The organism is Amycolatopsis panacis (assembly GCF_003600245.1).
Taxonomy (GTDB): Bacteria; Actinomycetota; Actinomycetes; order Mycobacteriales; family Pseudonocardiaceae; genus Amycolatopsis; species Amycolatopsis sulphurea.
In genome coordinates this window covers 13,684-38,248 of the sequence record NZ_QZFV01000079.1, presented here as the reverse complement: position 1 = coordinate 38,248, position 24,565 = coordinate 13,684, and the positions used below count along the sequence as shown (strand labels likewise).

The following is a 24,565-nucleotide window of genomic DNA, read 5'->3' as shown; positions in this document are numbered from 1 at the left end:
GATACCAGCGGCGTCGGCCGGGACCGCGGGGCGGATCAGCTCTTCTCCAGGAACTCGGCCCGTTCCAGGTCCACGACGTCGGACACCATCTGCGCGAGGCCGGGATGCGACACCAGTGCCGGATCGGCGACCACTATCTCCTGCGCCTGTGTCCGCGCTTCGGTGATCACGCCCTCGTCCCGGAGCAGCGAAAGCAGCTTGAGGCCGGAGCGCTTTCCGGATTGCGCGGCGCCGAGAATGTCACCTTCGCGCCGTAGTTCCAGGTCCAGGCGAGACAGTTCGAAACCGTCCGTAGTGGACTCGACGGCGGTCAGCCGTTCGCGAGTGAACGTACCGTCCAGCGCCTCCGTGACGAGCAGGCACAACCCGGGCACGCTGCCCCGGCCCACCCGGCCGCGAAGCTGGTGCAGCTGACTCACGCCGAACCGGTCTGCATCGAGGATCACCATCGCGGTCGCGTTGGGCACGTTCACGCCGACTTCGACGACGGTCGTCGCCACGAGGACTTCGATCTGGCCAGCGCCGAAGGCCCGCATTACGGCGTCCTTCTCGTCTGCGGGCATCCGGCCGTGCAGCGCGGCGATCTTCAAGCCCTTCAACGCGCCGTTCGCCAAATCCGGTGCCACGTCCAGCACAGCCAGTGGTGGCCGCTTGTCGCTCTTGTCCGACGGCGGCTCATCGCCGATCCGCGGGCACACCACGTACGCCTGGTGACCCTTTCCGACCTCTTCGCGTACCCGTTCCCACGCACGGTCGAACCACGCCGGCTTCTCCGTCACCGGGACGACCGACGTCTTGATCGGCGAGCGCCCGACCGGCATTTCGCGCAGCGCGGACGTTTCGAGGTCGCCGTAGACGGTCATCGCGACCGTACGTGGGATCGGCGTCGCAGTCATCACCAGCACGTGGGGACTCGTCGAATCCGCCCCACGCGATCGGAGCGCGTCGCGCTGTTCCACGCCGAAGCGGTGCTGTTCGTCGACCACGGCGAGGCCGAGATCGTGGAACTGCACGGTGTCCTGGATCAGCGCGTGCGTGCCGACGACGATGCCCGCTTCGCCACTCACGGTGTCCAGCAACGCCTTCTTACGTTCCTTCGCGCCCATCGAGCCGGTCAGCAACGTAACCCGGGTTGCGTTCTCGGCCGCCCCTAGCTCCCCCGCCATCCCCAGTTCGCCGAGCATCTCCCGCAGCGACCGCGCGTGTTGCGCCGCCAGCACTTCGGTGGGTGCGAGCATCGCGGCCTGCCGGCCGGAATCGACTACCTGCAGCATCGCGCGCAACGCGACCACTGTCTTGCCCGAGCCGACTTCGCCCTGCAACAGCCGGTTCATGGGGTGCCCGGACGACAGGTCCGTCGCGATCTCCTCGCCGATCGCACGCTGCCCGGCAGTGAGGTCGAACGGCAACCGCTTGTCGAACGCGTCAAGAATGCCACCGTCGTGGTGTGGGCTCGCCTTCGCCGGGCGAGACACCGCAGAGTGCCGACGCTGCGCGAAAATCAGCTGTACGGCCATAGCTTCATCCCACTTGAGCCGGTGCCGCGCGGTCTCCAGGTGCGCCCAGTCCTCCGGGCGGTGGATACCGCGCAGCGCGCGCTCCAACCCGATCAAGTGATGCCGCGTACGCAGCTCCTCGGGCATTGGGTCGTCGCCGACCTCCAGTACGTCCAGTACCTGCCGTACGCACTTCGCGATCGACCACGTCGGCATGCCTTGCGCAGCCGGGTACACCGGGATGATCTCGGCCAGGAAGTTGTCCACCGCCTCCGCTTCGCGCTCGGCATCGAGCAGCTCGTACTCCGGGTTGGCGAGCTGAAGCGTGTCCCGGAACGCAGTGACCTTGCCCGCGAACAGCCCGGTCTTGCCTTGCGCCAGCTCCTTCTCGCGCCACGCCTGGTTGAAGAAGGCACACGCGAGCCGACGGCGGCCGTCGGTGATCACCATGTCGAGGATGGTGCCGTTGCGGGACTTCATCCGGCGCTTGCTGATCTTCTCGATCCGCGCCAGCACGGTCGCGTGCTCGCCCAGCTCCAGCCCGGCGATGTCGGTCAGCTCGCCACGCTCGGCGTATCGGCGCGGATAGTGCCGCAGCAGATCCGAAACAGTCTCGATGCCGAGCGCACCGGCCAGCGCTTTCGCCGTTTTCGCGCCCAGCAGCAGCGGCAGCTTGTCCTGCAACTCGGCCATCGCTATTCGACCCCCATCAGCAGCACTGCGTCACTTTGGCCACTGGCATAACTCGTCAACTCCACCTCGGGATGCTCCTGCCGGAGCTGCGCAGCGAGGGCGACGGCCACCCCCGGCGGGGCGTCCGCACCGCCGAGCACGGTGACCAGCTCGCCGCCGAGCGCCAGCATCCGGGCGAGCACGCCCATCGCGGCCGCGACGAGATTCGCCTCCGAGGCCGGTGCCGGTTCGATCAGCACCACCTCGTCGTCGACCAGGCCGAGCACGTCGCCGGACTGCGCCCGGCCCACCCAGGTTAGCGACTCCTCCCGGACGATCCGAAGCTCGCCACGCCTGGTCGCGGCGGCGGCCTCGGCCATGGCGACCACGTCGTCGTTCACCCGGCGGTCCGCATCGTGCACCGCGAGCGCGGCCAGCACCTGCACCGGCGACGCACACGGAATCACGACCACTTCGCGGTCGCCCACCATCGGATGGCCTGCCGCGACGTTGGCGGCCACGGTTAGCTCGGGACCGCCCGGCAGCACGATCAGGCGTTGCCCGGCGACTTCGTTGAACAAGCCGATCATGTCTTCGACGCTGGGCGTCTCGTCCTCGGGCACAGCCAGCACCGCGAGCCCTTCGGCCCGCAACAGCTCGGCCAGGGCGCCGCCGCGGACTACTGCGACCACCGAACGGTCCAGCCCGCCACCAGGTTCGATCGGCGTGGGCGTGATCAACGGCTCGACACGGATGTGCCGCGGACGGCCCAGCTGGAGCCCCGCTTCAATAGCGGCACCGATATCGGCACAGTGCACGTGTACAGCGTGACTGCCCGAACCATCGCCGGCCACGGTGACGCTGTCGCCGAAACCGCTCAGTTCCTTGCGAAACGCGGGTAGACGGTCTTCGTCGACGCCGTCCAGCAGGTACATCACTTCCCACGCGTACGGCTGCGGCTCGGGCGTACGTACGGCTTCGAGCTCATGCGTGGGTTGCGCTGCTTCGCCGGTGATCACCGCAGCGAGCGCATCGAGGACGGCTACGAGGCCACGCCCACCTGCGTCCACTACACCGGCCTTCGCGAGGGCAGGCAGCTGTCGCGGAGTCTCTTCCAACGCCGCAGCAGCGCTGAGAGCGGCAGCATGGGCAACCTTGGCGAGCGTACGTGTCTCTCCGCGTACCGACGCGGACACAGCGTGCAACACAGTGAGCATCGTCCCGGCCACCGGGCGGCTAACCGCCCCCGTGGCGACTTCGTCGGCATGGCCGAGCGCGGCGGCGAGACCGGCGCCGTCGAGGTTCGCGCCCCCTTCGGCCCACTCCGCGATCCCACGCACCACCTGCGACAGGATGACCCCGGAGTTGCCCCGCGCATTCCGGACCGCACCACGCGCCAGTACGGCCAGCGCGGTCGCGGCGTCCGTGGCTTCGGCGCCGGCAAGAGCCTCGTACGCGCCGGTCATGGTGTACAGCAGGTTGGAGCCGGTATCGGAGTCCGCGACCGGGTAGACGTTGATGCCGTCGATCGCCGGGCGCAGTACGGACAGGCTGCGCACACAGGCCCCCGCCCAGTCCGACACCGCCGTCGCGTCGAGCACCTGCACGCCGTAACCTCCTCGCTGGTCCCCGCGAGGGTATCGACCCCGCGACGAGGCCCCGGAGACCACTGGTTACTATGGTCGAGTTGCCCGGCGCGTTCGGGCACGCATTCTTTGTCCCAGTATCCAGAGGAGTTCGACGTGGCTGCCGTGTGCGACGTCTGTGGCAAGGGGCCCGGCTTCGGCAAGTCGGTCTCGCACTCCCACCGGCGTACCAACCGCCGGTGGAACCCGAACATCCAGACTGTGCACGCCAAGATCGGCGTGTCCCAGCGTAAGCGCCTGAACGTCTGCACGTCGTGCATCAAGGCGGGCAAGGTCGTCCGCGGCTGAGCGGCGTACGACATAGGGTGGCGAGTGCTCGTGGAGGGCACTCGCCATTTTGTCGTCCGGGTGTTTTCCGGGGGTCGAACCCCCGGGCCCCCGCCAGGGGGCAAGCCCCCTGGACCCCCGAGGTGGTCGGCCCGGGCTTGGCGGTTACCGGGTTGTGGTCGTTTGAAGGCGAATGGTCGCCGGACGGTGGTCACGGGGGTGGTGGTCGCCAGGTGTCGCCAGTCAGTGGCCACTGGCCGTGGTCGCCAGCGACGCTGGCCGGCGTGAGTCACGAGCCGGTGGTCACCAGGGGGTCGCCAGTCAGTGGCTACTCGGCTCCGGTTGGGTGCCGGCGCAGGCCGGGTGAGGCGCGGGGCGATGGGCACCGAAGAGTCATCGCAAGAAGGTGGTCAGGGGCTCACGTAGGGATTCTGGTGCGCTGAGTACGCCGTGATCCTGGTTGGGCACTACCTCGTGCCGGCCGTGTGCGACGGCGTCCGCGACGGCTGCGGCGGAGGTCGCCATCCACGCCTCGCCTGCGCCGCCGGACAGTGACAGCACCGGGACAGTGATCGCGGCGAGGCGATCGGTGGGCAAGTGGTTGCCGGGGCCGCAGACCGCCAGGTCGTAGGGCAGCGTGTGGGCGAGGCTGACGAACCAGTCCCACACCGGCGTGTTCCGCATACTGTCCACGACGGCTGCCGGAGCGCCGGTCCCCTCGGTCAGGAACAGTTCGACCGCGCTGTCACGGTCTCCTTCGGCTAGCGCGGCGCTGATGCGTTCGGCCAGGTCCTCGCCGGGGCGAGGCCGTGCGTCGCCCACGATGAACGGTGGCTCGTACACGGCGAGCTTCGTGACCGGCAGTCCACGAGCGGTGGCTTCGAGCGCCAGAATCGCGCCCGACGAGTGGCCGAACAGCGCGGCCGAACCGCCCACCGCTTCGATCAGCGAAGCAACGTCGCCGACCTCGCGCTCGACGGTGTACACCGGGGCGTCGCCGCTGGCACCTCGGCCTCGCCGGTCAAAGGCGACGGCCTGAAAGCCGGCTCCACCCAGCGTCGCGGCCAGCGCTGCGACCGTGGTGCGGTCGTTCACTGCACCACCGACCAGCAGGACCGGAGAGCCGACGCCGTAGGTGTCGAAGGCGATCGAAGTGCCGTCGGCCGAAGTGACGGTGGCGGTCATGGCTGTCCTCCTGGGTTCTGGGTTCGTTCTCACCTTCGAGGTCGAAGCCCGGTACCCGGAACGGACACGCCGATCAGGGCAGTTTCCACTCCACCGGTCCGGCGCCCTGCTCGGTGAGCAACTGGTTCGCGCGGCTGAACGGACGCGAGCCGAAGAAGCCGTTGTGCGCCGAAAGCGGGCTCGGGTGCGCCGATTCGAGACACGGCACCGAGCCCAGCATCGGCCGCAGGTTGCGCGCGTTGCGCCCCCACAGAATGGCCACCAGCGGCCCACCCCGAGCGGCGAGTGCCTTGATCGCCTGCTCGGTCACCTGCTCCCAGCCCTTGCCCTGATGCGAGTTGGGCTTGTGCGGCTGCACCGTGAGCGAACGGTTGAGCAGCAGCACCCCCTGATCGGCCCACGGAGTCAAGTCGCCGTTGGCAGGCAACGGATGACCGAGGTCCTCGGTGTACTCCTTGTAGATGTTGATCAGGCTCTTCGGAATGGGGCGCACGTCCGGCGCCACCGAGAAGCTCAGCCCGACCGCGTGCCCGGGCGTCGGGTACGGATCCTGGCCGACGATCAGCACCCGTACGTTCTGGAAAGGCTGTTGGAAGGCGCGCAGCACATGCTCACCTGCAGGCAGGTACGTGCGGCCTGCCGCGATCTCGGCGCGCAGGAACTCCCCCATCGCGGCGACCTGCGGGGCCACCGGTTCGAGGGCCTGCGCCCAGCCTGCTTCGACGATCTCATGCAGCGGTCGTGCGGTCACGGCCTGCGAGCCTAGCGCGACGTACGCGAAGTCACCGGAGCGGGTCAAGACGACGCAGCTCGGACCGGAATCGCGCGCCGCGGTGTACGTACGAATCGACGACCCGCGCGATCTGCTCAGCGGAGAAGGACTTGTTGGGCCGCACCTTCGCGGGTACGCCCAATGCGATCTCGCCGAAACCGACGTACGCGCCGTACGAGAGCACAGCGCCCGCGCCAACCATGCCGCCGTCCTCGATCACCGTTCCGTTCAGCACCACCGAACCCGACCCGATGAGACAACCCGTGCCGATCGTCGCTCCTTCAACGTGTACAGCGTGACCGATGGCCGACGACGGCCCGAGGATCGTCGGGTGCCGCGAAGTGCAGTGCAGTACGCAACCGTCCTGCACGTTGGAGTCTTCGCCGATCTCGATGTACCCGTGGTCGCCGCGCAGCACCGCCTGTGGCCATACCGACGCACGCGGGCCGATACGCACGTCGCCGATCACTGTCGCATCGGGGTGCACGTACGCGTCCGGGTGGATCGTCGGTTCGCAATCACCAAGTGCGTATATGGCCAAATTCGGTCCTTCGGTCAGTCACGGGCGAGGTTTTTGCCGTAGCAACGGCTCTCCACCAGATCACCGTAGAGGCCGAAGGCGGGGATCTCGTGATAGTCCGATGAGAGATAGAGCGCAATCGCCTCTGGCTGCTTGGTACCCGTCTCCAGTACGACGCGTACGGCGCCCGCCGCCTGCGCCGTACGCTCCAGTTCGGCGAGCATGGCCCTGGCGACTCCCCTGCCGCGCGCGGACTTCACTACGTACATCCGCTTCAGTTCGACGGCTCCACCCTCGTGCGTACGCCAACCGCCGGAAGCCACTGGCACTCCATCGAGGTAGCCGACCAAGAACAGTCCCTGCGGCGGCGCGAACTCCGCCACGGCGACTGGCGTCTCGTCCTCGTTGCCGTACCGGCGTACGTACTCCTGCTGTACCTCGGCCGTCAGCTTGGCCGCGTCGGGATGGTCGAAGGCGACGATACGGATCTCCACAGCGCCAGCGTAAATGGGCGCCGGGAACCCTTACTGCTGCCAGTGTTCCCAGCCACCTGGGCGGCCGTACGCCTCGCCGTCCACGGTCACCCCGGAGCCGGGCATGGTCACCACGCCGATCTTTCGCCAGCCCTGGGGCAAATCGTCGAACGGCGGGAAGGTGGCGACCAGCGCGTGGTCCTCGCCGCCGGTGAGCACCCAGGTCAACGGGTCGGCGCCGAGCGCGCTGCCGACCTCCTGCAGCCGCGTGGAAACCTCCAGCAGACCGGTCTGCACGTCGAGACCGACCTCGGAGGCGTCCGCGAGGTGCGCGAGATCGGCCAGCAGACCGTCGGACACGTCCAGCATCGCGGTCGCGCCGGCGAGCGCGGCCTGCGGGCCGGCCTCGTACGGCGGTTCCGGGCAGCGCTGGGCGTTCACCACCCCGACCGGAGAGCGGAATCCACGGCGCAGCACGGCGAGCCCGGCCGCGGCCCAGCCCAGCCGCCCGGCCATGGCGAGCACATCCCCGGGCCGCGCACCCGCCCGGGTGACAGGCTCCCGGTCCTCCAGGTCGCCCAATGCGGTGATACTGAGCACGAGCTGATCGGCACTCACCAGATCCCCGCCGGAGACCCCGACGCCGACGCGCGCCGCCTCGGCCCACATCCCGTCCGTGATCTCCGCCACGACCTGCGCGGGAGTGTCCGGCGGGCAGGCGATACCGACCAGTACCGACGAGGGTTTCGCGCCCATCGCCGCCACGTCGGCCAGGTTCACCGCGACTGCTTTGCGCCCCACCTGCTCCGGGCTCGACCAGTCGAGCCGGAAGTGCACGCCGTGCACGAGCACGTCGGTGGTCGCCACCACCCGTCCGTCCGGCGCGGCGAGCACCGCCGCGTCGTCGCCGGGCCCGAGCAGGGTGGACGCCGGCTGCCGGCGCCCTCCGGTGATCCGCCGGATCAGCGCGAACTCGCCCGTCCCGGCCACCGAGCCGTCTTCCGGTGACACCGGTCACCTCCGCTTCCTCTAGGCCGTCGTCAGCTCGACCACCGACAGTCGGATCCCCTAGGTTTTTCCCGGGTCCGGCGCTAGTTTGCCTACACCGTTCCTACCTGCACACCGCTCGTACCGACGAAAGGGCACGCCGTGGTCCATGCATACATCCTGATCCAGACCGAGGTCGGCAAGGCGGCCGCGGTGGCGGCGGAGATCGCCGACGTGCCCGGGGTGACCACGTCCGAGGACGTCACCGGTCCCTACGACGTGATCGTGCGTGCCACCGCGGAAACCGTGGACCAGCTGGGCCAGCTCGTGGTCGCGCGGGTGCAGAACGTGGAGGGGATCACTCGCACGCTGACCTGCCCGGTGGTGCATCTCTGAGCCGTGATGCACTGGTGCGGTGGCAGACACCGACACCGGAGCACCGCCGAGGGTGGTGCTCGTCACCGCGTCCGTGCTCGTGGTCGCGCTGGCCGTCGCGGTCGCCGTCTTCGCGCTGACCCGGCCCGACGCCGAGGCCGGTCCGGCTCCGGACGGGCCGCTCCCGCTGGTCGCCGTGCCCGCCCCGCAGGCCACCGGGGCCGGCTGCACCACGCTGATGGACGCCGCACCGGCCACGCTCACCTCCAACGGCAAGCAGCTCGCCCGGCGGCCCCTCGCCGATCCGGCGCCGAAAGCCACCGCCGCCTGGGGCACCGACGATCCGGTGGTCCTGCGCTGCGGGCTCGAACGGCCCCCCGAGCTGACCCGGACCGCGCAGCTGCGGGTGATCAACGGCGTGCAGTGGCTGGAAGTCACCCAGGACCAGGCGGCCACCTGGTACGTGGTCGACCGCGAGGTCTACGCCGCGCTCACCGTGCCGGGTTCGGCGGGAACCGGGCCGCTGCAAACGATCTCCGACCTCGTCACGGCGAAACTGCCGGTCAGGCCCGTGCGGTTCTAGCCGCGATCGTCTCCAGCGATTCGCCGGTGGTGCGCGGGCCGAGCACCACGACATCCACGATCAGCAGCACCATCGCGCCCGCGACCACGGCGAACATCGTGCTCGCCCCGGCGGACCGCAGAATCGGCAGCAGCACGAACGGCATCGCCGCGGTGGCCAGCCGGGACAACGCGTAGGCCGAACCGGCCGCGGTGCCGCGCAGCGAGGTCGGAAACAACTCGCCCTGGTAGGTGTGGAAGGCGTTGGAGAACACGTTGCTGACCGCCGTGTAGCCGAAGCCGAACATCGCGATCAGCACCCCGGAAGTGGCGTAGCCGAAGGCCAGCCCGAACATCGCCATCCCGGCGGCGCTCCCGGCGATCAGCCATTTGCGCTCCATCCGCTCGATGATCGGCACGGACAGCGCGGAACCGATCGGGTAGCCAAGGAACGTCAGCGCGCTGAAGGTCAGCGACGAGACGAGGTCGAATCCCTTGGCCGCCAGCACAATCGGCACGAGCGAGCCGAATCCGTAGTAGCCGAACGACTGCAGCAGCTGGAAGACGTACAGCATCGTGGTCCGGCGTACCCACGGTGGGCGCAGCAGGGCGGAGGCCCGCTCCGGTTCCGGTGCGGACGGCTCCGGGGCCGGTTCAGGCAACGGCTGGGGCGCGCTTTCCTCCAGCCGGCGCACGATTTCGTCGGCCTCGGTCACGCGGCCGCGGGCGGCGAGCCAGCGTGGCGACTCCGGCAGGGTGAACCTCAACGCCCACACGACTGCGGCGCCCAGCGCCCCGATCACGAACAGCCACCGCCAGCCTACGACGCCGAGCGGCGTGTGGCCGACCAGCGCACGGGCGAGGAATCCGGCCGCGGGCACGCCGCAGAAGCCGATCGTGTAAGCCCAAGCCGTTGCCCGGCCACGGGCGCGCGCGGGGAGCAGATCGGCGAGGTAGGCGTCGGCGATCGGCAGTTCGGCGCCGATGCCGATGCCCGCGACGAACCGGCAGGCGACGAGCATCCACACGTCCGTGCTGAACGCGCCGAGCAGCGTGAACACGGAGTACAGCCCGAGGGTGAGCAGGAACGCCCGGCGCCTGCCGAGCCGGTCGGCGAGCCTGCCGAGGAACACCGCGCCCACGAACGCACCGACGAACGCCGAGGCGAGCACGTACTTCAGGTCTCAGCGGTGACGCCGAACTCCTTGCTCAGCACGGTGCTGATGGTCGCCGCGAGGAAAAGGTCGTAGAGGTCGAAAAAAGTGGCCACGCCTACGACTGCGACGAAGTACCGGTGCCGGCGGGTGACCGGGAGCCGGTCGAGCCGGGATGCGATCCGCACGTGCTGCCTCCTGCCCGCGGCACCGGGCCGGGCCTGACGGTAGAGCGCTCAGCGAAGTCCGGTGCCCCGGGCGAGCGCGGTATCGACGAGGGTGCTCAGCAGCGTCGGGTAGTCCACGCCGGTGACCGCCCACATCTTCGGGTAGGCGGATTTCGTGGTGAACCCGGGCATGGTGTTCACCTCGTTGATCACCAGTTCGCCGTCTTCGGTGACGAAGAAGTCGACCCTGGCCAGGCCCTGGCAGTCGAGTGCGCGGAAGGCTTCGACGGCCATCCCGCGCAGGCGCTCGGTGAGCGCGTCGCCCAGCTTGGCGGGGATGTCCAGCTCGGCGTCTTCGCCGAGGTACTTGGTCTCGAAGTCGTACCAGGCGTTCTCACCCTCGGCGAGCACCCGGATCTCCGCGGGCAGCGAGGCCTCGACCCGGCCGTCCGGGAATTCGAGCACCCCGCATTCCACCTCGCGCCCGGGCACCGCGGCCTCCACGAGCGCCTTCGGGTCGACGCGCCGGGCCAGCTCGATCGCAGCGTCCACATCGGACCAATCGGTGACCCGCGAGATGCCCACCGACGACCCGGCCCGGGACGGCTTCACGAACACCGGCAGGCCAAGGCGCTCCCGATCTTCCGGGGTCACTGTCGACTGTCCGCGGCGAAGCGCGGCGTACGTGCCGACCGGCAGTCCTTCGGCGGCGAGGAGCTTCTTGGCGTACTCCTTGTCCATCGCCGCGGCGCTGGCGAACACGCCCGGCCCGACGTACGGGAGTTCGGCCAGCTCCAGGAGGCCCTGAATGGTGCCGTCCTCGCCGAAGGCACCGTGCAGCACCGGGAACACGACGTCCACCCCGCCGAGCACCTCGGTGACCTCGCCGGGGTCGACCGTACGCAGGTCGCGGCTGGTCGGGTCGCCGGCGAGCACGACGGAGCGCCCGCTCTCCACGGACGGCAGCTCGCGGCCCTGGATGCTCAGCTGCGCCGGATCGCCGGTGCCGAGCACCCAGCCACCCTGCGGGGTGATGCCGACCGGCAGCACCTCGAAGCGGTCCGGGTCCAGGTTCGCGAGCACGCTGCCCGCGGACAGGCACGAGATGGTGTGCTCACTGCTGCGCCCGCCGAACACGACCGCCACCCGGGTTTTATCCGCACTCATAGCCGGTCACGGTACTCGGCGATCTCCGCCACCCCGAGCAGGACCGTGGTGGGACGGCCGCCCGAGCGGCGAGTGACCGGTCAACTCAGCAGCTGCACCAGCCTTGGCAACGCGGCAATCAGAGCCTCTCTCGAACAGCCCCCATAGCCCAAGGCGATGCCGTACGCGGTGGGGGTGCCGGCGAAGTGGCGGGACAGGCCGTCGAGGCGGATGGCGTGGCGTTCGGCGGCGGCGATGCGCCGGGACTCGTCTTCGGGGCTTTCCGTGGGTACGACGAGGTGCGCGCCGGCGTCGTCGCCAAGGACCGGGACGGCCGCCGCGGATAGCGCTTCGGCCAGCAGGGTTCGGCGTACGGCCAGTTCTCGGCGAAGCCGACGCAGGTGCCGGCCGAGGTCGCCGGCCCTTGCTAGTTCGACAAGCACGCGTTGCCCGGCCGGGGACGGCCGGGTGCCGGTCAGATCGCGGTAGGCGAGTACGGACTCCGCCACTCCTGCGGGCGCCACGAGCCAGCCGGCGCCGAGCGTCGGAGTGAGGATCTTGCTTGTCGTGCCAAGGTGTACTACGACGTCCGGGGCGAGCGCGGCCAACAGCGGCAGCGGAGCGACGTCGAAGCGCAGCTCGCCGTCGTAGTCGTCCTCGATCACCAGCATGTTTTCAGCACGGGCACGTTCGACAAGCTGTACGCGGCGTGCCGCGCTCATCCGGCTGCCCATCGGGTACTGGTGCGCAGGTGAACAGTACACCGCGCGCGCACCTGCTGGGATGGCGTCGGGGCGCATGCCTTCTTCGTCGACCGGAACACCCGCCACGGTCAGCCCGGCTTGACGGAATGCCTGTACGGCGCGCTGGTATCCCGGCTCCTCGACAGCGACCGCTGAGCCACGACGTACCACTGCGGCGGCCAGTTCGACCACAGCCGAAGTGGTGCCTCCTGTCGCCAGCACCGAGCCTGCCGCCAGCCCACGGTGTCGCAACAAGTGCTCGTACACGATCGCGCGGTACTCAGGGAGCCCAGCACGGTGCGCTCGCGTCAGCGGTTCTGGATCGGCTGCCGCGCGCCATGCGCGTCGCCACGCCGCGCGGTCTACCCCGGCCGCCCACGGCGCGCCCGGTGTGAGGTCGAGCATTGGTGCCGTGTCTGCTTCGGCGACGAGCGAGTCCGGCGGTACGACCGAAGCCGCGGCACGCGTCGGCGGAGTAGTGACGTAGGTGCCGGAGCCGTGGCGGCCCGCAATCCACCCTTCGGCGTGCAGTTGCTCGTACGCGGCCGACGTGACGGTGCGCGAGACGCCGAGTCGCTCAGCAAGCGCGCGGGTGGACGGGAGCCGATCGCCGCCTCGGAGATGCCCACCGGCAGCGGCCTCGCGCAGGGCATCAGCCAGCTGTACAGCGAGTGGCGTGCCCGACGTCCGGTTCAGGCTGACGGGCAACGCAGTGTCGGCATACGACACGGCTGACCTCCGTTCGAACTCCAAGTAGCCTTCTCAAGTGTAGAAGAAGTGGACGTTCAACAAGGCCACTTGGGTGCCACACCACGTACGCAGCCGCGTCAGCGAGGCAATCGCACTGTGAATGTCGTACGGCCCGGTCGGCTTTCCACACTGACTGTGCCGCCGTGTTCCACCACCAGCGACTGCACCACGGACAACCCGAGCCCGGTTCCGCCGGCTGCCCGCGTACGAGAGTTGTCGACTCGGTAAAAACGGTCGAAGATCCGCTGTTGGTCTTCGACCGTGATTCCCGGGCCGGAGTCGGTGATCTGCGCGACGGCTGTATTGCCTTCGACGGACAGGGACAGCTCCACCGCAGTGCCCTCTGGAGTGTGTACGGCCGCATTGGCCAGCAAGTTGTCCACGACCTGCCGTAGCCGTAACGGGTCTGCCCGCAGAATCACCGGCTCGTCAGGAAGCCGGGTGGTGAGCGGATGGCTGGGGCGGCCGACACGGAACGCGTCGGCGGCGGCCGTGGCGAGCTCGGTCAGGTCCATGCGCTCCGGACGCACGGGTTGTTCCGCGTCGTGTGAATCCAGGCGTGCGAGCAGCAGGAGGTCGTCGACGAGCACGCTCATTCGTGCTGTCTCGGCGCGGATTCTCGACAAATGCGCTTCGCGTTCCTCCGGCTCGTTGGCTGCCGCGTATTGGAAAAGGTCGGCGTAGCCGCGGATCGACGTCAACGGTGTACGCAACTCGTGCGAAGCGTCGGCGACGAAGCGGCGTAGCCGTTCGTTCGCCGCTGTACGCGCGGCGAGGGAGGCTTCGATGTGACTGAGCATCAGGTTGAACGCTGTACGCAGCTCTTCTACTTCGGCACCACCGCCGCTGCCGGTAGCCCGCACCGGCAAGTCCGCCGTCGCGGTGAGGTCGTGCGAAGCGATGTCGTGTGCGGTGCCCGCCATGTCGGCCAACGGCCGCAACCCGCGACGCAGCACGAGACGCCCAAAGACGACGAGGATTGCCAACGCGATGAGAAATGCCACCACTTCGGCAAGGACCAGCTGCTGCACGGTGTTGTCGAGATCAGCCTGCGGCGCTGCGCTCAACAGCACGGTGCCGGTGCCGGCGGGGTCGGTATTGACCGGGCAGGCGCGCACACGGTAGTCGCCTTCGCCGTTCAGAGAAACCGTGCGATAAACGTCACCCTGCACGGCCTCTTCGGCGATCTTCACCAACGGCTGCGGGTCATCCGGCAAGGCGCCGCCCGGTTGCGCGACCGCAGCCCCGCTCTTGACCTCGAAGACCGCGGAATACCAGGAGTAGACGTTCTCCGGATTACCCGTCGACGTACGCAGATGCGGCACCTGCGCCACCTGGCTGGTCTGCAGCTGGTCGTCGAGCCGCCGATCGAGGTAGGAGCGCATGAACTCGACGGTGAAGGTGCCGACGATCGCGAAGACCACGAGGGACAACGCCGCCAAACCCAACGCCAGCCGGGTGCCGAGCCGCGAAGCACGCCAGGCTCCGTACCAGCGCTTGGCCCAGCGTCCGATCCGCTTCACCGCCCGGCCTTGCGGACCACGTACCCGACGCCGCGCACCGTGTGGATCAGCGGCTCCGCACCGGCGTCGAGCTTGCGCCGCAGATGCGAGATGACCAGCTCGACCACATTGGACCGGCCACCGAAGTCGTACTCCCACACGTGATCGAGGATCTGCGCCTTGGTGAGCACGGACGGCGAGCGCCGCATCAGGTAGCGCAGCAGCTCGTATTCGGTGGGCGTCAGCTCGGCCGGCTGACCGTTCCGGCGGACTTCACGGGTGTCTTCGTCGAGCGTGAGGTCAGCTACCTGCAGCACCGCGGCACGCGCGGGTTGTGGCTCCGCGCCCGACGTACGCCGGAGCACTGCGCGAAGCCGTGCCATCAGCTCCTCCACCGAGAACGGCTTCACGAGATAGTCGTCGCCACCGCGCGTAAGCCCGGCCACGCGATCGGCCGTCGCGTCCTTCGCGGTGAGAAAGACCACGGGCACTGCACCGCGCTGCTCACGCAGCTTGTCGAGCACCGTAAAGCCGTCGAAATCGGGCAGCATCAAGTCCAGCACGACGATGTCGGGCAGGAAATCGGCGGCGCGCGTGAGAGCTTCGGCGCCCGAGCCGGCTGTCACGGCTTGCCAGCCTTCGTACCGTGCGACCGTCGCGACCAGGTCGGCGATATGCGGCTCGTCGTCGACGACGAGCAACCGCACCGTATTCGAGTCTCGCACCCCACCATCCTCCGTGACGCGCGCGCGAACGCGCGACCCGAATCCGAGGCAGACAGGCAGTCGACAGGTTGCGCCCAGACCAGTCACAGGTTCCGCGGCGACGCTGAACCTCGTGAACCCGAACGTGACTACCTTGCCCCGGCACAGTGCGCCGCCCAGACCGGCGGTGGCACCACGGGTTGCCGCGAAGATCTGGCTGTCGGTGTTCCTCGCGGCCAACGTGCTGCTGGTCACCGTGTTCTTTTTCGTCGGTGGGCTCTCCGATCGGCCACTGATCAGTATCGGCCGGCTGGCCGGGCTGTACGCCGCGCAGGCCATGGCCTTCCAGCTGCTGCTTGTCGCGCGGCTGCCGTGGCTGGACCGTCGACTTGGCATGGACCGCCTGACGTCACTACACCGCTGGACCGGCTTCAGTCTTCTCTGGCTGCTCGTCGCGCACGTTGTCTTCGTTGTCTTCGGCTACGCCGGGCTGGAGGGCACCAACGCCGCCAGCGAACTCGTTTCCCTGGCGACCACGCTCGAAGGGATTTTGCGCGCCATCGTGGCCTTCGTCTTGATCCTCGTGGTCGGCGCGATGTCCGTACGCTTCGCGCGCCGTCGAATGGCGTACGAGACCTGGCATTTCGTGCACCTGTACACGTACGCAGCCGTGGTCCTCGCCTTCACCCACCAGATCGCTGTCGGACAGTCCTTCACGAGTTCTCCGGTAGCGCGCGGGTACTGGTGGACGCTGTGGATCGGAGCCGGTGTCGCAGTGCTCGCGGGACGATTCGTGCTGCCGTTGTGGCGCAACGCGCGCCACCGCCTGCGTGTCGTCGCGGTAGTGCCGGAATCCGCGAACACCGTGTCCGTGTACCTGACCGGTCGTGATCTGGACCAGCTCCCCGCGAGGGCCGGACAGTTCTTTCTGTGGCGTTTCCTGACCCGGGACCGCTGGTGGCAGGCGAATCCGTTCTCCCTCTCCGCTGCGCCTGACGGCCGTACATTGCGGCTCACGGCGAAGGCAGTCGGTGAGTCGAGCGCGAAGCTGCGTTCACTGCCTGTCGGCACGCGAGTGTTCGCCGAAGGTCCGTACGGCGCGTTCACGGCGATTCACCAGCAGCAGCCCAACGCGTTGCTGATCGCGGGCGGTGTCGGCATCACGCCGATCCGCGCGTTGCTGGAAGACGTTGCGGGGCACGTGGTGGTTCTCTACCGCACACACCGACGCGAAGACGCTGTGCTCCTTCCGGAGCTGCTGAACCTCGCGAAGGCACGCGGTGGCGTCGTACACCTCCTAGTCGGCCCGAAGGAGCAGTCAGGCCCGTACGGACCGCAACTCGGACCGGAAAGCCTGTACGCCCTCGTACCTGACATCGCCGAGCGCGACGTATTCGTCTGCGGTCCGGCGGGGATGACGTCCGCTGTCCTGCGAAGCGTGCGACAGTTGGGTGTCCCAGCTGCACAGGTGCATGCCGAACGATTCAGCCTGGCTGCGTGAGGGAGTCGACGTGAAGAGGACAATTCTCGCAGTCGCCGTGTCGATTGCAGGGTTCGTCGCCGTGTGGCGCTTCGAACCCTCAGCGACCACCGTTGCCGCCTCGACGCCGACAGTGCAGACTGCGCCGTCCACTTCAACCGGCTCCAGCGGCAGCACCACCGTGACCACACAAGGCACCGCGGAGTCGACCGAGTTCGGCACGGTGCAGGTACGAGTCACCTTCACCGGAAGCCAGATCACCGACGTCGCGCTCGTACAGGAACCACAGAGCGGCCGAGGCATCGACGCTCTCCCGCAACTACGCGAAGAAGCCCTGAAAGCGCAGAGCGCGAACATCGACACGGTCTCCGGAGCCACCATGACCAGCGAGGCGTACATCAGCTCGCTGCAAGCCGCCATCGACGCGAAGGGCTCCTGATGCCCCGACATGTGGAGTACGTGATGGGCCTGCCCGTTTCGCTCGACTTGCGCGACGAAGCGGACCTCACCTCAGCCGCCGCCGAAGCGTTCGCCTGGCTGCACGAAGTGGACAACCGGTTCAGCCCGTTCAAGGCCGACAGCGAAGTGAGCCGCTACGGGCGAGGGCAGCTGTCCCCAGCCGACCTGAGCGAAGAACTCGACGAAGTGCTGTCGCTGTGCGCGTACTACGAAGACATCTCCGGCGGCGCCTTCACCGCACGGATACCCGGCCACGACCTGGATCCGTGCGCAGTGGTCAAAGGCTGGGCCGTACAACGCGCAGCCGACCGGCTGCACGCCGTGGGCGCACGTCGGTTCTGTCTCAACGCCGGGGGCGACGTCGTCACGTCCGGAGAGCCCGAGCCCGGACGACCGTGGCGCGTCGGCATCCGGCATCCCGAACAGCCCCAAGAGGTCTGCGCGGTACTGGCTTCACAGGATGGCGCAGTCGCAACGTCGGCCGCGTACGAACGCGGGGCGCACATACTCGACGGCCGCACCGGACAACCCGCGACAGGTCTGTCGAGTGTGACTGTGGTCGCCAAAGACCTCACTCACGCCGACGCCCTCGCCACTGCCACCTTCGCGCTCGGTACGGACGGCATCGCCTGGGCCGCCGAGCAACCCGGCATCGAGGTGCTGATCATCGACGAGAACCGGCGCGTGCACCGCTCCCCCGGGCTCACCCAGGCCTGAAAACTCGCTCGCGCGCAGCACCGCGACCGGGCAGACTCCGGAGGAACGACCTCAGGGGGAGCCGATGACCGCCGTAGTGCAAAACATCTCCGTCGACCGCGCAGATCCGTGGCAGCTCGCGCAGTTCTGGGCCGCCGTCAAGGCGACGGGATGACCGACTCGTTCGCGGTCAACCGGGCCAACTGGGACGAGCGTGCGCCGATCCACGCGCGTTCGGCGGAGTACGGCTTCGCGCGGTTCCGATCCGATCCCGGGCACCTGAGCGACATCGTGCGGTTCGATCTGCCGCGGCTCGGTTCCGTCGCCGGCCTCCGGGGTGTGCACTTGCAGTGCCACATCGGGACCGACACGCTCTCCCTCGCCCGGCTCGGCGCCCGGATGTCCGGTCTGGACCTTTCCCCGGCCTCGCTCGCACAGGCCCGCGCACTCGCGGAGAGCACCGGCGCGGAGATCGACTACCACGAGGCGAACGTCTACCAGGCCGTGGACGTTTTCGGCGAAGACCGGTTCGACCTCGTCTACACCGGCATCGGCGCGTTGTGCTGGTTGCCGCGAATCGGCGAATGGGCCGACGTGGTCACGCGGCTGCTGCGCCCCGGCGGGCGGCTGTTCCTGCGCGAGGGCCACCCGATGCTGTGGGGTCTCGACGACGAAGCCGAACGCGCGTGGCCGAAATACGACTACTTCGAACATCCGGAACCACTCGTGTTCGAAGACGACAGCACCTATGTCGCCGCCGAGGAGCCGCTGCGCACCACCGTCACACACAGCTGGAACCACGGTCTCGGCGAGATCGTCACCGGATTGCTGGACCGGGGCATGACGCTGACCGGGCTGACCGAGCACGACACCGTGCCGTGGAATGCGCTGCCGAACGAGATGGAACGGACCGAGCACGGCGAATGGCGGCTGCGCGACAACCCACGGCGGATCGCGGCGACCTACACCCTGCAGGCGGTGCTGTCCTCCTGAAGCCCCGCCGAGCACGGGAAAACACACAAGCTAGGGTGCCGGGCATGACTCGTCCCCGCGTCGCGGTCGCCGCGCTGGGCGGCACCATCTCGATCGCGCCCGGCGGCTCCCTCGAAGACGACGCGGTGCCCCGGCTCAGCACCGCGGACCTGCTCGGCGAACTCGGTGCCGACCTGCCGATGGAGGTCACTGCGGGCACGCTCGCGGGGCTGGCCAGCGCGTCCATGAGCTACGCGAAGCTGGCGCAGACCCGGCAGTGGGGCATCGAGCAGATCGAGGCCGGCGCCGTGGGGCTGGTGGTGGTGCAGGGCACGGACACCCTTGAGGAGACGGCGTACTTCTTCGAGCTGACCTGGCCGTTCGACGAGCCGGTGGTGGTCACCGGCGCGATGCGGAACCCGAGCCTGCTCAGCCCGGACGGCCCGGCCAACCTGCTCGCCGCGCTCACCGTCGCAGCCGATCCGCGCAGCCGGGGCCGGGGTGCTTTGGTCGCTTTCAACGACGACGTGCACGCCGCGCGCTGGGTGCGAAAGGCGCATTCCAGTCACCTGGAAGCGTTCTCCTCCGCACCGGCCGGCCCGCTCGGCATGGTCGTCGAACAGGCCGTGCACTACTTCCACCGGCCGGCGCCGCGGCCGCCCGCGCTGCCGGCCGGACAGGTCGAGGGACTGGTGCCGGTGCTGGAATCCGGCCTCGGCGATTCAGGTGAGCTGCTTTCCCTGGTGCTGAACTCAGGGGCACGCGGCGTGGTGCTGGCCGCCACCGGCGTCGGCCACGTGTCGGCCGGGACCGCGGACGTGGTCCGGTCCGCCGAGGTACCGATCGTGGTCGCGACCCGCACCGGCGCCGGGCCGACTTTCCGCGCCACCTATGGATCCCACGGTTCCGAATCGAGCCTGATCCGGATGGGCGCGACCATGGCGGGCTGGCTGTGCCCGCGGAAATCGCGAGCGCTGCTGCAGCTCCTGCTCGCCGCCGGGGTGCCGCGCGCGGAGATCGAACAGCAGTTCCGGCTCCGCGGCGATCTCGACCGCTGAGGCCCATTCGAAGCAGTGTCGCGCTTCGGCGTCGGCGAACATCACTCCATTTGGCTCACGGGTGCACGCACTCGCGCGCCCGGCTCCGGGGCCGCGAGCGGAGCACATTCGACGGCCGGTCCCCGGCGACCGCGCAACGTAAGCCACCGCATCCGGGGAATCAACAGCGCCGGAACCGTTGCCATACGCAGCCGATAGCAGCCCCAGCACGTAATCCGGAATGCACGCCGGGCCACGAGGCCGCGGCGCGGTAGCGGGCCGCGCCGTCCATCGCAACATCTCGAAGCCCTGCCCGAACAACTCTTGACGAGCCGATCATCGGGCACATCCCCGAACTGTGCCCTGAACGGCAAACCCGGCCCCGCTGCTACCACCGACACCGGAACAGCTTGCCGCAGAAAGGAATCCATCGTGTCTTCGCCGGTGCTGCCGCTGCCGGACGAGGCTTCCTGCCCGTTCGGCCCCCACCCGGAAATCGATGCGCTGCGCGAACGCCGGCCGCTGACCCGGGTCCTCTGCCCGGCGGGTATCGAAGCATGGCTGGTCACCGATTACGCCGACGTGCGCGAGATGCTCGGCGATTCGCGGCGATTCAGCAGCAGCGGTGGCGCGACAGGGCACCTGCTGGCCAGCACGCCCCCGGATTCCCCGGTCGAGGAAGGCGATTTCGCCCGGATGGACGGCGCCGACCACGCCCGGTTCCGGCACCTGTTCGCCCCCGCGGTGGGCACCGCGAAGCGGATGGCGGAGATCCGGCCGATGGTGCAGCGGATCGTGGACGAGGCGATCGACGAGCTGGCCGGCCAGGCGCACCCGATCGACCTGCACAGGCAATTCGCGAAACCCGTCACCACGGCGGTGATCGGCGAGCTGCTCGGCGTACCCGCCGAGGACCGGAAGATCTTCCACCGGACCGCCGAAGCGCAGTTCAACAACGAAACCACCATCGACGAATCCAGTGCGGCGAAGCAGCCGCTCTTCGAATACGTGCAGGATCTGATCGCGCGACGGCGAGCCGAACCCAGCGACGACGCGATCAGCATCATGATCGAGCGGGGCGCGGACTTCAGTGACCTGGAGCTGGTCAAGATGGCCGCCGGACTACTCGTCGGCGGCTACGACACCACCGCGGCCTTGATCGCGCACGGCGTGCTCGCGCTGCTCGAAGAACCCGCTCAGCTCGCCCTGCTGCGGGAGGACCCGGACGTGGTGCCCGGCGCCGTCGAGGAAGTGGTGCGTCTGCTCGGCGCCACCACCGGGGTGCTGCGCATCGCGGTCAAAGACACCGAGATCGCGGGCACGCCGATCGCCGCCGGCGATTACCTCGTGGCGATGGTGCAGGCCGCGAACCACGATCCGGCCCAGTTCCCCGATCCGGGCCGGCTCGACCTGCGACGGGACAGCCGGCGCCAGCTCGGCTTCGGGCTCGGCTCGCATCTGTGCGTCGGCCGGCAGCTGGCCCGGCTCGAACTGGCCGTGGTGCTGGGCACGCTGTTCCGCCGCATCCCCGGGCTGCGGCTGGCCGTGCCGTTCGACCAGATCCCGTTCAAGCGGAACTCGCCGATCACCGGCCCGGAGCGGCTCCTGGTCACCTGGGACGAGATCCGGCCGGCCTGATCACCCGGCCCGGGAAGGACCCCGCACCGGGTCCGGCAGGTACGCGCGCATCCGTCGGCCCGCCCGGTACACGTGCACGCTGATCGCCGGATCGGGTCCGTCGTTGCGCACCTCGTGCACGTACCCCGGTCCGAACACGCGGGACTGCCCGGTGGACAGGGAATGCACCTCGGTCACCGCACGCCCGTCCGGCGCTTGGCGCGCGACGGTCTCGGTCAGCCTGCCGGAGACGACCGTGAACGCACCGGTGGCCAAGGCGTGGTCGTGCAGATCGGTGTGCTGGCCCGGAAGCCAGCTCAGCAGCCAGATCTCCTGCCCGCCGGTGCGTTCGACCAGCGCGGAGAACCGCTCACGGGGGTCATAGCTCAGCAGGCCGCCCCAGCGTTCCCGGTCCGCGGCCACCTCAAGGGCGACGCGCACCGGGTGGCGCAGAGCGGGGTCTTCGGGGCGCAGCAGGGTGTTGTCCGGAACGGCGAACATGGTGTTGGAGCGGTCCTTTGCGGAAATGTGGTGTCGAACTGGGCCGGAGCTGGGTTCACCGACAACAGCGACACGACGCGCGCTCGACCGGGCACAGGGCAGCAAAGCCCGGCCACACAGTCTTCTGGCACATCAGCATGCACTCAGTGAACCAGCACCGGCCCGCCCGGACAACCCGTCCCAACCCGTGGACTGCTCAGCGCCACTCGTGCTTCGGCGACCGGCCGAGCAACTCCGCTCCCGCCTGCCGCGGGTCGAGACCCTCGTGACAGACCCGGTGCATCGCTTCCGTGATCGGCATGTCGGCCCCGACGCGCTGCGCCAGCTCCCGGATCGACGAACACGACGCGACGCCCTCCGCGACCTGTCCGCCCGCCGCGGCCTGTGCTTGGGCGAGCGTTTCGCCACGGCCGAGCCGCTCCCCGAAGGTGCGGTTGCGCGACAACGGCGACGAGCACGTGGCGACCAGATCGCCCAGCCCGGCCATTCCGGCGAAAGTGAGCGGATCGGCCCCGAGCTTCGCGCCCAGCCGGGCCATCTCGGCCAGCCCGCGGGTGATCAGCGTCGCCATGGTGTTCGCGCCGAGGCCCATGCCCGCCGCCATCCCGCAGCTGAGCGCGATCACGTTCTTGCACGCCCCGCCCAGCTCGCAGCCAACCACGTCGGTGTTGGTGTAGGGCCGGAAATACTGATTCGAGGTGGCGCGCTGCACCGCTTGGGCGCGGTCGTGCTCGGCGCAGGCCACCACCGCCGCGGCCGGCTGCCCGACGGCGATCTCGCGGGCCAGGTTCGGCCCGGACACCACCACGATCTCCTCCGGCGGCACCTCGGCCAGCTCCGCGATCACCTCGCTCATCCGCTTGAGCGTGCCCAGTTCCACGCCCTTGGCGAGGCTGACCAGAATCGCCTCGCGCGGCAGCAGCGACCGCCATCCGGTGAGATTGGCGCGCAGGCTCTGGCTCGGCACGCCGAGCACCACCGCCTGCGCGCCCTCCAACGCCGCCGCCGCGTCAGACGTCGCGGTGACCCGCTCCGGCAGCCGCGCCCCCGGCAGATAGGCGGAGTTGGTGTGCTGCCCGCGGATCTCCTCGGCCACGCTCTCCCGGCGCGCCCACATCGTCACGTCCCGGCCGGCGTCGCCGAGCACCTTCGCGAACGCGGTGCCCCACGAGCCCGCGCCGAGCACGGTGACCCGCTGCACGTCCGCGGCGAACGCGCCCATCAGGCGTCGTCCGGCTTCTTCGCGGGCGGCTGCTCCTGCCGGATCTCGGCGAGCAGCTCGGTGATCCGGTCCATGATCACGTCGGTCACCTCACGCAGCGCCTTGGCACTGCGGGGGTTGCCACCCCGGTAGCGGGACAGGTCGATCGGGTCGCCGACCAGATGCGTCACCGTCTTGCGCGGCAACGGCGTGAACTTCTTGGTGTAGCCGTTGAAGATCCGGTTGGTGCCCCAGCGCGCGACCGGGATCACCGGCACGTCGTTCTGCAACGCCAGCCGGGCCGCCCCGGTGAACGCCTTCGCCGGCCAGCCCTCCGGGTCCTTCGTGATCGTGCCCTCCGGGTAGATCACGATCACCTTGCCCTCGGCCAGCGCCTCGTGCGCGTGCTTGAGGCTGTCGCCCGCGGCGCTGGATCCGCGCGAGACCGGGATCTGGCCCGAACCGTCGACGATCCGGCCGAGCACCGGCACCTGCTTGAGGCTCTCCTTCAGGAAGAACCGCGGCACCCGCCGCTGCCGGTGCACGAACACCGCGTCGACCACCGGGTCCAGATGCGAGATGTGGTTCATCACCAGCACCGCCCCACCCTCGCGGGGCACCTTCTCGCCGCCGCGGTAGACCCGCTTGCCGATCGCGGTCACCGGGTAGAACACGATGGCGGCCAGCCCCACCCAGAAGCCGCCCTTCTCACGCCGCGCCAAGACTCCTCCTCGAAAACCGTTCCCACCTGATCCTGCCGCGTGCCGGTTCGCGCAGTCCAGGGAGGGTGCGCTCAGCGCAGCCGGAGGGCTTTCGGGTAAAGATGGACGGGTGGACGTGGACCTGGTCGTGCCGTTGAAACACCCGCGCGAGGGCAAGTCCCGGCTGCGCGGCACGGTCGCCGCGGACCGGCACGCGGAGCTGGTGCTCGCACTGGCACAGGACACCCTGGCCGCGGTCACCTCGGTGGCACAGGTGCGACGGGTGCTGGTGGTGACCGCGGAGCCGGAGGCGCTGTCGCTTTTGGCCGGTCTTGGCGTGGAGCTGAGCACCGAGCCCGCCGGAGCCGGGCTCAACGAAGCGCTGCGCCACGGCGCGCGGCTGCTGCGGGCAGACGCGCCACGGGGCGTGGTCGGCGCGTTGCAGGCCGACCTTCCCGCGTTGCGCACGGAAGATCTGGCACGCGCGCTGGCCGAAGCCGAGGGCCGCCGCGCGATGGTCGCGGACCGGCACGGCACCGGCACCACGCTGCTGCTGACCGCGCCCGGCTGCACGCTCGACCCGCAGTTCGGCGCCGGCTCGGCCACGCGGCACATCGAGTCCGGAGCCGTCCCGCTCACCGGCGAACTGGCGTCGCTGCGCAGCGACGTGGACACCCCGGAGGATCTCCGGCACGCCGCGGAACTCGGCCTCGGCAAGCACACCGCGGCGCTGCTGCCCGCGGAGTCCGCGCCATCGCGCTGATTCGTTTGGCCGACCTTC

The 24,565-nt window shown here is 69.3% G+C and carries 26 protein-coding genes; 10 read left to right on the top strand and 16 right to left on the bottom strand.

Annotated features, from left to right (window positions below; all coding sequences use genetic code 11):
• Positions 1 to 35: 35 nt before the first annotated feature.
• Together recG and D5S19_RS14260 are read right to left on the bottom strand one after the other, a co-directional pair.
• The gene (gene recG, locus D5S19_RS14265; RefSeq protein ID WP_120023824.1) at positions 36 to 2,189 is read right to left on the bottom strand and encodes an ATP-dependent DNA helicase RecG; all 2,154 of its coding nucleotides are present in this window, start codon (positions 2,187 to 2,189) and stop codon (positions 36 to 38) included.
• 2 nt (positions 2,190 to 2,191) lie between these two features.
• Positions 2,192 to 3,775 (bottom strand): DAK2 domain-containing protein, encoded by a 1,584-nt coding sequence (locus tag D5S19_RS14260; RefSeq protein WP_120023823.1) that lies wholly within the window; start codon positions 3,773 to 3,775, stop codon positions 2,192 to 2,194.
• A gap of 135 nt (positions 3,776 to 3,910) precedes the next feature.
• Between D5S19_RS14260 and rpmB the strand changes: the two genes are divergently transcribed.
• Positions 3,911 to 4,102 (top strand): 50S ribosomal protein L28, encoded by a 192-nt coding sequence (gene rpmB, locus D5S19_RS14255; protein WP_091623274.1) that lies wholly within the window; start codon positions 3,911 to 3,913, stop codon positions 4,100 to 4,102.
• Between the two features lie 372 nt (positions 4,103 to 4,474).
• Here the strand turns inward: rpmB and D5S19_RS14250 are convergent, their stop codons facing one another.
• The 5 genes from D5S19_RS14250 to D5S19_RS14230 all read right to left on the bottom strand — a co-directional run bounded on the left by D5S19_RS14250 (position 4,475) and on the right by D5S19_RS14230 (position 8,042).
• On the bottom strand, positions 4,475 to 5,266 hold the full coding sequence (locus D5S19_RS14250; protein ID WP_120023822.1) for an alpha/beta fold hydrolase: 792 nt from the start codon (positions 5,264 to 5,266) through the stop codon (positions 4,475 to 4,477).
• A 73-nt stretch (positions 5,267 to 5,339) separates the two neighbouring features.
• On the bottom strand, positions 5,340 to 6,017 hold the full coding sequence (locus tag D5S19_RS14245; protein WP_120023849.1) for a uracil-DNA glycosylase: 678 nt from the start codon (positions 6,015 to 6,017) through the stop codon (positions 5,340 to 5,342).
• A gap of 31 nt (positions 6,018 to 6,048) precedes the next feature.
• Entirely contained in the window at positions 6,049 to 6,579 is a 531-nt protein-coding gene (locus tag D5S19_RS14240; protein ID WP_120023821.1) for a gamma carbonic anhydrase family protein, read from the bottom strand.
• A gap of 14 nt (positions 6,580 to 6,593) precedes the next feature.
• The gene (locus D5S19_RS14235) at positions 6,594 to 7,052 is read right to left on the bottom strand and encodes a GNAT family N-acetyltransferase (protein ID WP_120023820.1); all 459 of its coding nucleotides are present in this window, start codon (positions 7,050 to 7,052) and stop codon (positions 6,594 to 6,596) included.
• Positions 7,053 to 7,082: 30 nt separating this feature from the next.
• Positions 7,083 to 8,042, bottom strand: coding sequence for a thiamine-phosphate kinase (locus tag D5S19_RS14230; RefSeq protein ID WP_120023819.1), 960 nt, complete (start codon positions 8,040 to 8,042; stop codon positions 7,083 to 7,085).
• A 138-nt stretch (positions 8,043 to 8,180) separates the two neighbouring features.
• Here D5S19_RS14230 and D5S19_RS14225 point away from each other — a divergent pair, with 138 nt between their 5' ends.
• The gene (locus tag D5S19_RS14225; protein ID WP_098510818.1) at positions 8,181 to 8,414 is read left to right on the top strand and encodes an Lrp/AsnC ligand binding domain-containing protein; all 234 of its coding nucleotides are present in this window, start codon (positions 8,181 to 8,183) and stop codon (positions 8,412 to 8,414) included.
• A 19-nt stretch (positions 8,415 to 8,433) separates the two neighbouring features.
• Positions 8,434 to 8,976: a DUF3515 domain-containing protein gene (locus tag D5S19_RS14220; protein ID WP_199730496.1), complete on the top strand. Its 543-nt coding sequence runs from the start codon at positions 8,434 to 8,436 to the stop codon at positions 8,974 to 8,976.
• Here the strand turns inward: D5S19_RS14220 and D5S19_RS14215 are convergent.
• From D5S19_RS14215 to D5S19_RS14195, 6 genes are all read right to left on the bottom strand, one after another.
• The gene (locus D5S19_RS14215; RefSeq protein WP_456061909.1) at positions 8,957 to 10,126 is read right to left on the bottom strand and encodes an MFS transporter; all 1,170 of its coding nucleotides are present in this window, start codon (positions 10,124 to 10,126) and stop codon (positions 8,957 to 8,959) included. The two genes, D5S19_RS14220 and D5S19_RS14215, sit on opposite strands and share 20 nt — an antisense overlap.
• A 5-nt stretch (positions 10,127 to 10,131) precedes the next feature.
• Positions 10,132 to 10,296, bottom strand: coding sequence for a hypothetical protein (locus D5S19_RS34315; protein ID WP_456061908.1), 165 nt, complete (start codon positions 10,294 to 10,296; stop codon positions 10,132 to 10,134).
• A gap of 48 nt (positions 10,297 to 10,344) precedes the next feature.
• Entirely contained in the window at positions 10,345 to 11,442 is a 1,098-nt protein-coding gene (locus tag D5S19_RS14210) for a D-alanine--D-alanine ligase family protein (RefSeq protein WP_120023817.1), read from the bottom strand.
• An 80-nt stretch (positions 11,443 to 11,522) separates the two neighbouring features.
• Entirely contained in the window at positions 11,523 to 12,893 is a 1,371-nt protein-coding gene (pdxR, locus tag D5S19_RS14205) for a MocR-like pyridoxine biosynthesis transcription factor PdxR (RefSeq protein WP_120023816.1), read from the bottom strand.
• 98 nt (positions 12,894 to 12,991) lie between these two features.
• Entirely contained in the window at positions 12,992 to 14,437 is a 1,446-nt protein-coding gene (locus D5S19_RS14200) for a sensor histidine kinase (protein WP_120023815.1), read from the bottom strand.
• A complete protein-coding gene (locus D5S19_RS14195; protein ID WP_120023814.1) occupies positions 14,434 to 15,141 on the bottom strand; it encodes a response regulator transcription factor in 708 nt (235 codons plus the stop codon). Before D5S19_RS14195 ends, D5S19_RS14200 begins: the two co-directional genes overlap by 4 nt.
• A 133-nt stretch (positions 15,142 to 15,274) precedes the next feature.
• On the opposite strand from D5S19_RS14195, the gene D5S19_RS14190 reads away from it, so the two are divergent.
• The 6 genes from D5S19_RS14190 (at position 15,275) to D5S19_RS14165 (ending at position 21,402) form a co-directional block, all read left to right on the top strand.
• Positions 15,275 to 16,621, top strand: coding sequence for a ferredoxin reductase family protein (locus D5S19_RS14190; protein WP_407641749.1), 1,347 nt, complete (start codon positions 15,275 to 15,277; stop codon positions 16,619 to 16,621).
• 10 nt (positions 16,622 to 16,631) lie between these two features.
• The gene (locus tag D5S19_RS14185) at positions 16,632 to 17,039 is read left to right on the top strand and encodes an FMN-binding protein (RefSeq protein WP_120023847.1); all 408 of its coding nucleotides are present in this window, start codon (positions 16,632 to 16,634) and stop codon (positions 17,037 to 17,039) included.
• The gene (locus D5S19_RS14180; RefSeq protein WP_120023813.1) at positions 17,039 to 17,776 is read left to right on the top strand and encodes an FAD:protein FMN transferase; all 738 of its coding nucleotides are present in this window, start codon (positions 17,039 to 17,041) and stop codon (positions 17,774 to 17,776) included. Before D5S19_RS14185 ends, D5S19_RS14180 begins: the two co-directional genes overlap by 1 nt.
• A gap of 150 nt (positions 17,777 to 17,926) precedes the next feature.
• On the top strand, positions 17,927 to 18,748 hold the full coding sequence (locus tag D5S19_RS14175; RefSeq protein WP_120023812.1) for a class I SAM-dependent methyltransferase: 822 nt from the start codon (positions 17,927 to 17,929) through the stop codon (positions 18,746 to 18,748).
• Between the two features lie 44 nt (positions 18,749 to 18,792).
• Entirely contained in the window at positions 18,793 to 19,785 is a 993-nt protein-coding gene (locus tag D5S19_RS14170) for an asparaginase (protein WP_120023811.1), read from the top strand.
• A 411-nt stretch (positions 19,786 to 20,196) separates the two neighbouring features.
• Entirely contained in the window at positions 20,197 to 21,402 is a 1,206-nt protein-coding gene (locus tag D5S19_RS14165; protein ID WP_199730495.1) for a cytochrome P450, read from the top strand.
• On the opposite strand, the gene D5S19_RS14160 is transcribed toward D5S19_RS14165, so the two are convergent.
• The 3 genes from D5S19_RS14160 to D5S19_RS14150 form a co-directional block, all read right to left on the bottom strand.
• Positions 21,403 to 21,882 carry a cysteine dioxygenase gene (locus tag D5S19_RS14160; RefSeq protein WP_120023810.1) on the bottom strand — a complete coding sequence of 160 codons (480 nt, stop codon included), beginning with the start codon at positions 21,880 to 21,882 and terminating at the stop codon, positions 21,403 to 21,405. It abuts the gene before it with no gap.
• 196 nt (positions 21,883 to 22,078) lie between these two features.
• Positions 22,079 to 23,104 carry an NAD(P)H-dependent glycerol-3-phosphate dehydrogenase gene (locus D5S19_RS14155; protein WP_120023809.1) on the bottom strand — a complete coding sequence of 342 codons (1,026 nt, stop codon included), beginning with the start codon at positions 23,102 to 23,104 and terminating at the stop codon, positions 22,079 to 22,081.
• Positions 23,104 to 23,805, bottom strand: coding sequence for a lysophospholipid acyltransferase family protein (locus D5S19_RS14150; protein ID WP_199730494.1), 702 nt, complete (start codon positions 23,803 to 23,805; stop codon positions 23,104 to 23,106). Before D5S19_RS14150 ends, D5S19_RS14155 begins: the two co-directional genes overlap by 1 nt.
• Before the next feature lie 109 nt (positions 23,806 to 23,914).
• Between D5S19_RS14150 and cofC the strand changes: the two genes are divergently transcribed.
• On the top strand, positions 23,915 to 24,547 hold the full coding sequence (gene cofC / locus D5S19_RS14145; protein WP_120023808.1) for a 2-phospho-L-lactate guanylyltransferase: 633 nt from the start codon (positions 23,915 to 23,917) through the stop codon (positions 24,545 to 24,547).
• Positions 24,548 to 24,565 lie beyond the last annotated feature (18 nt).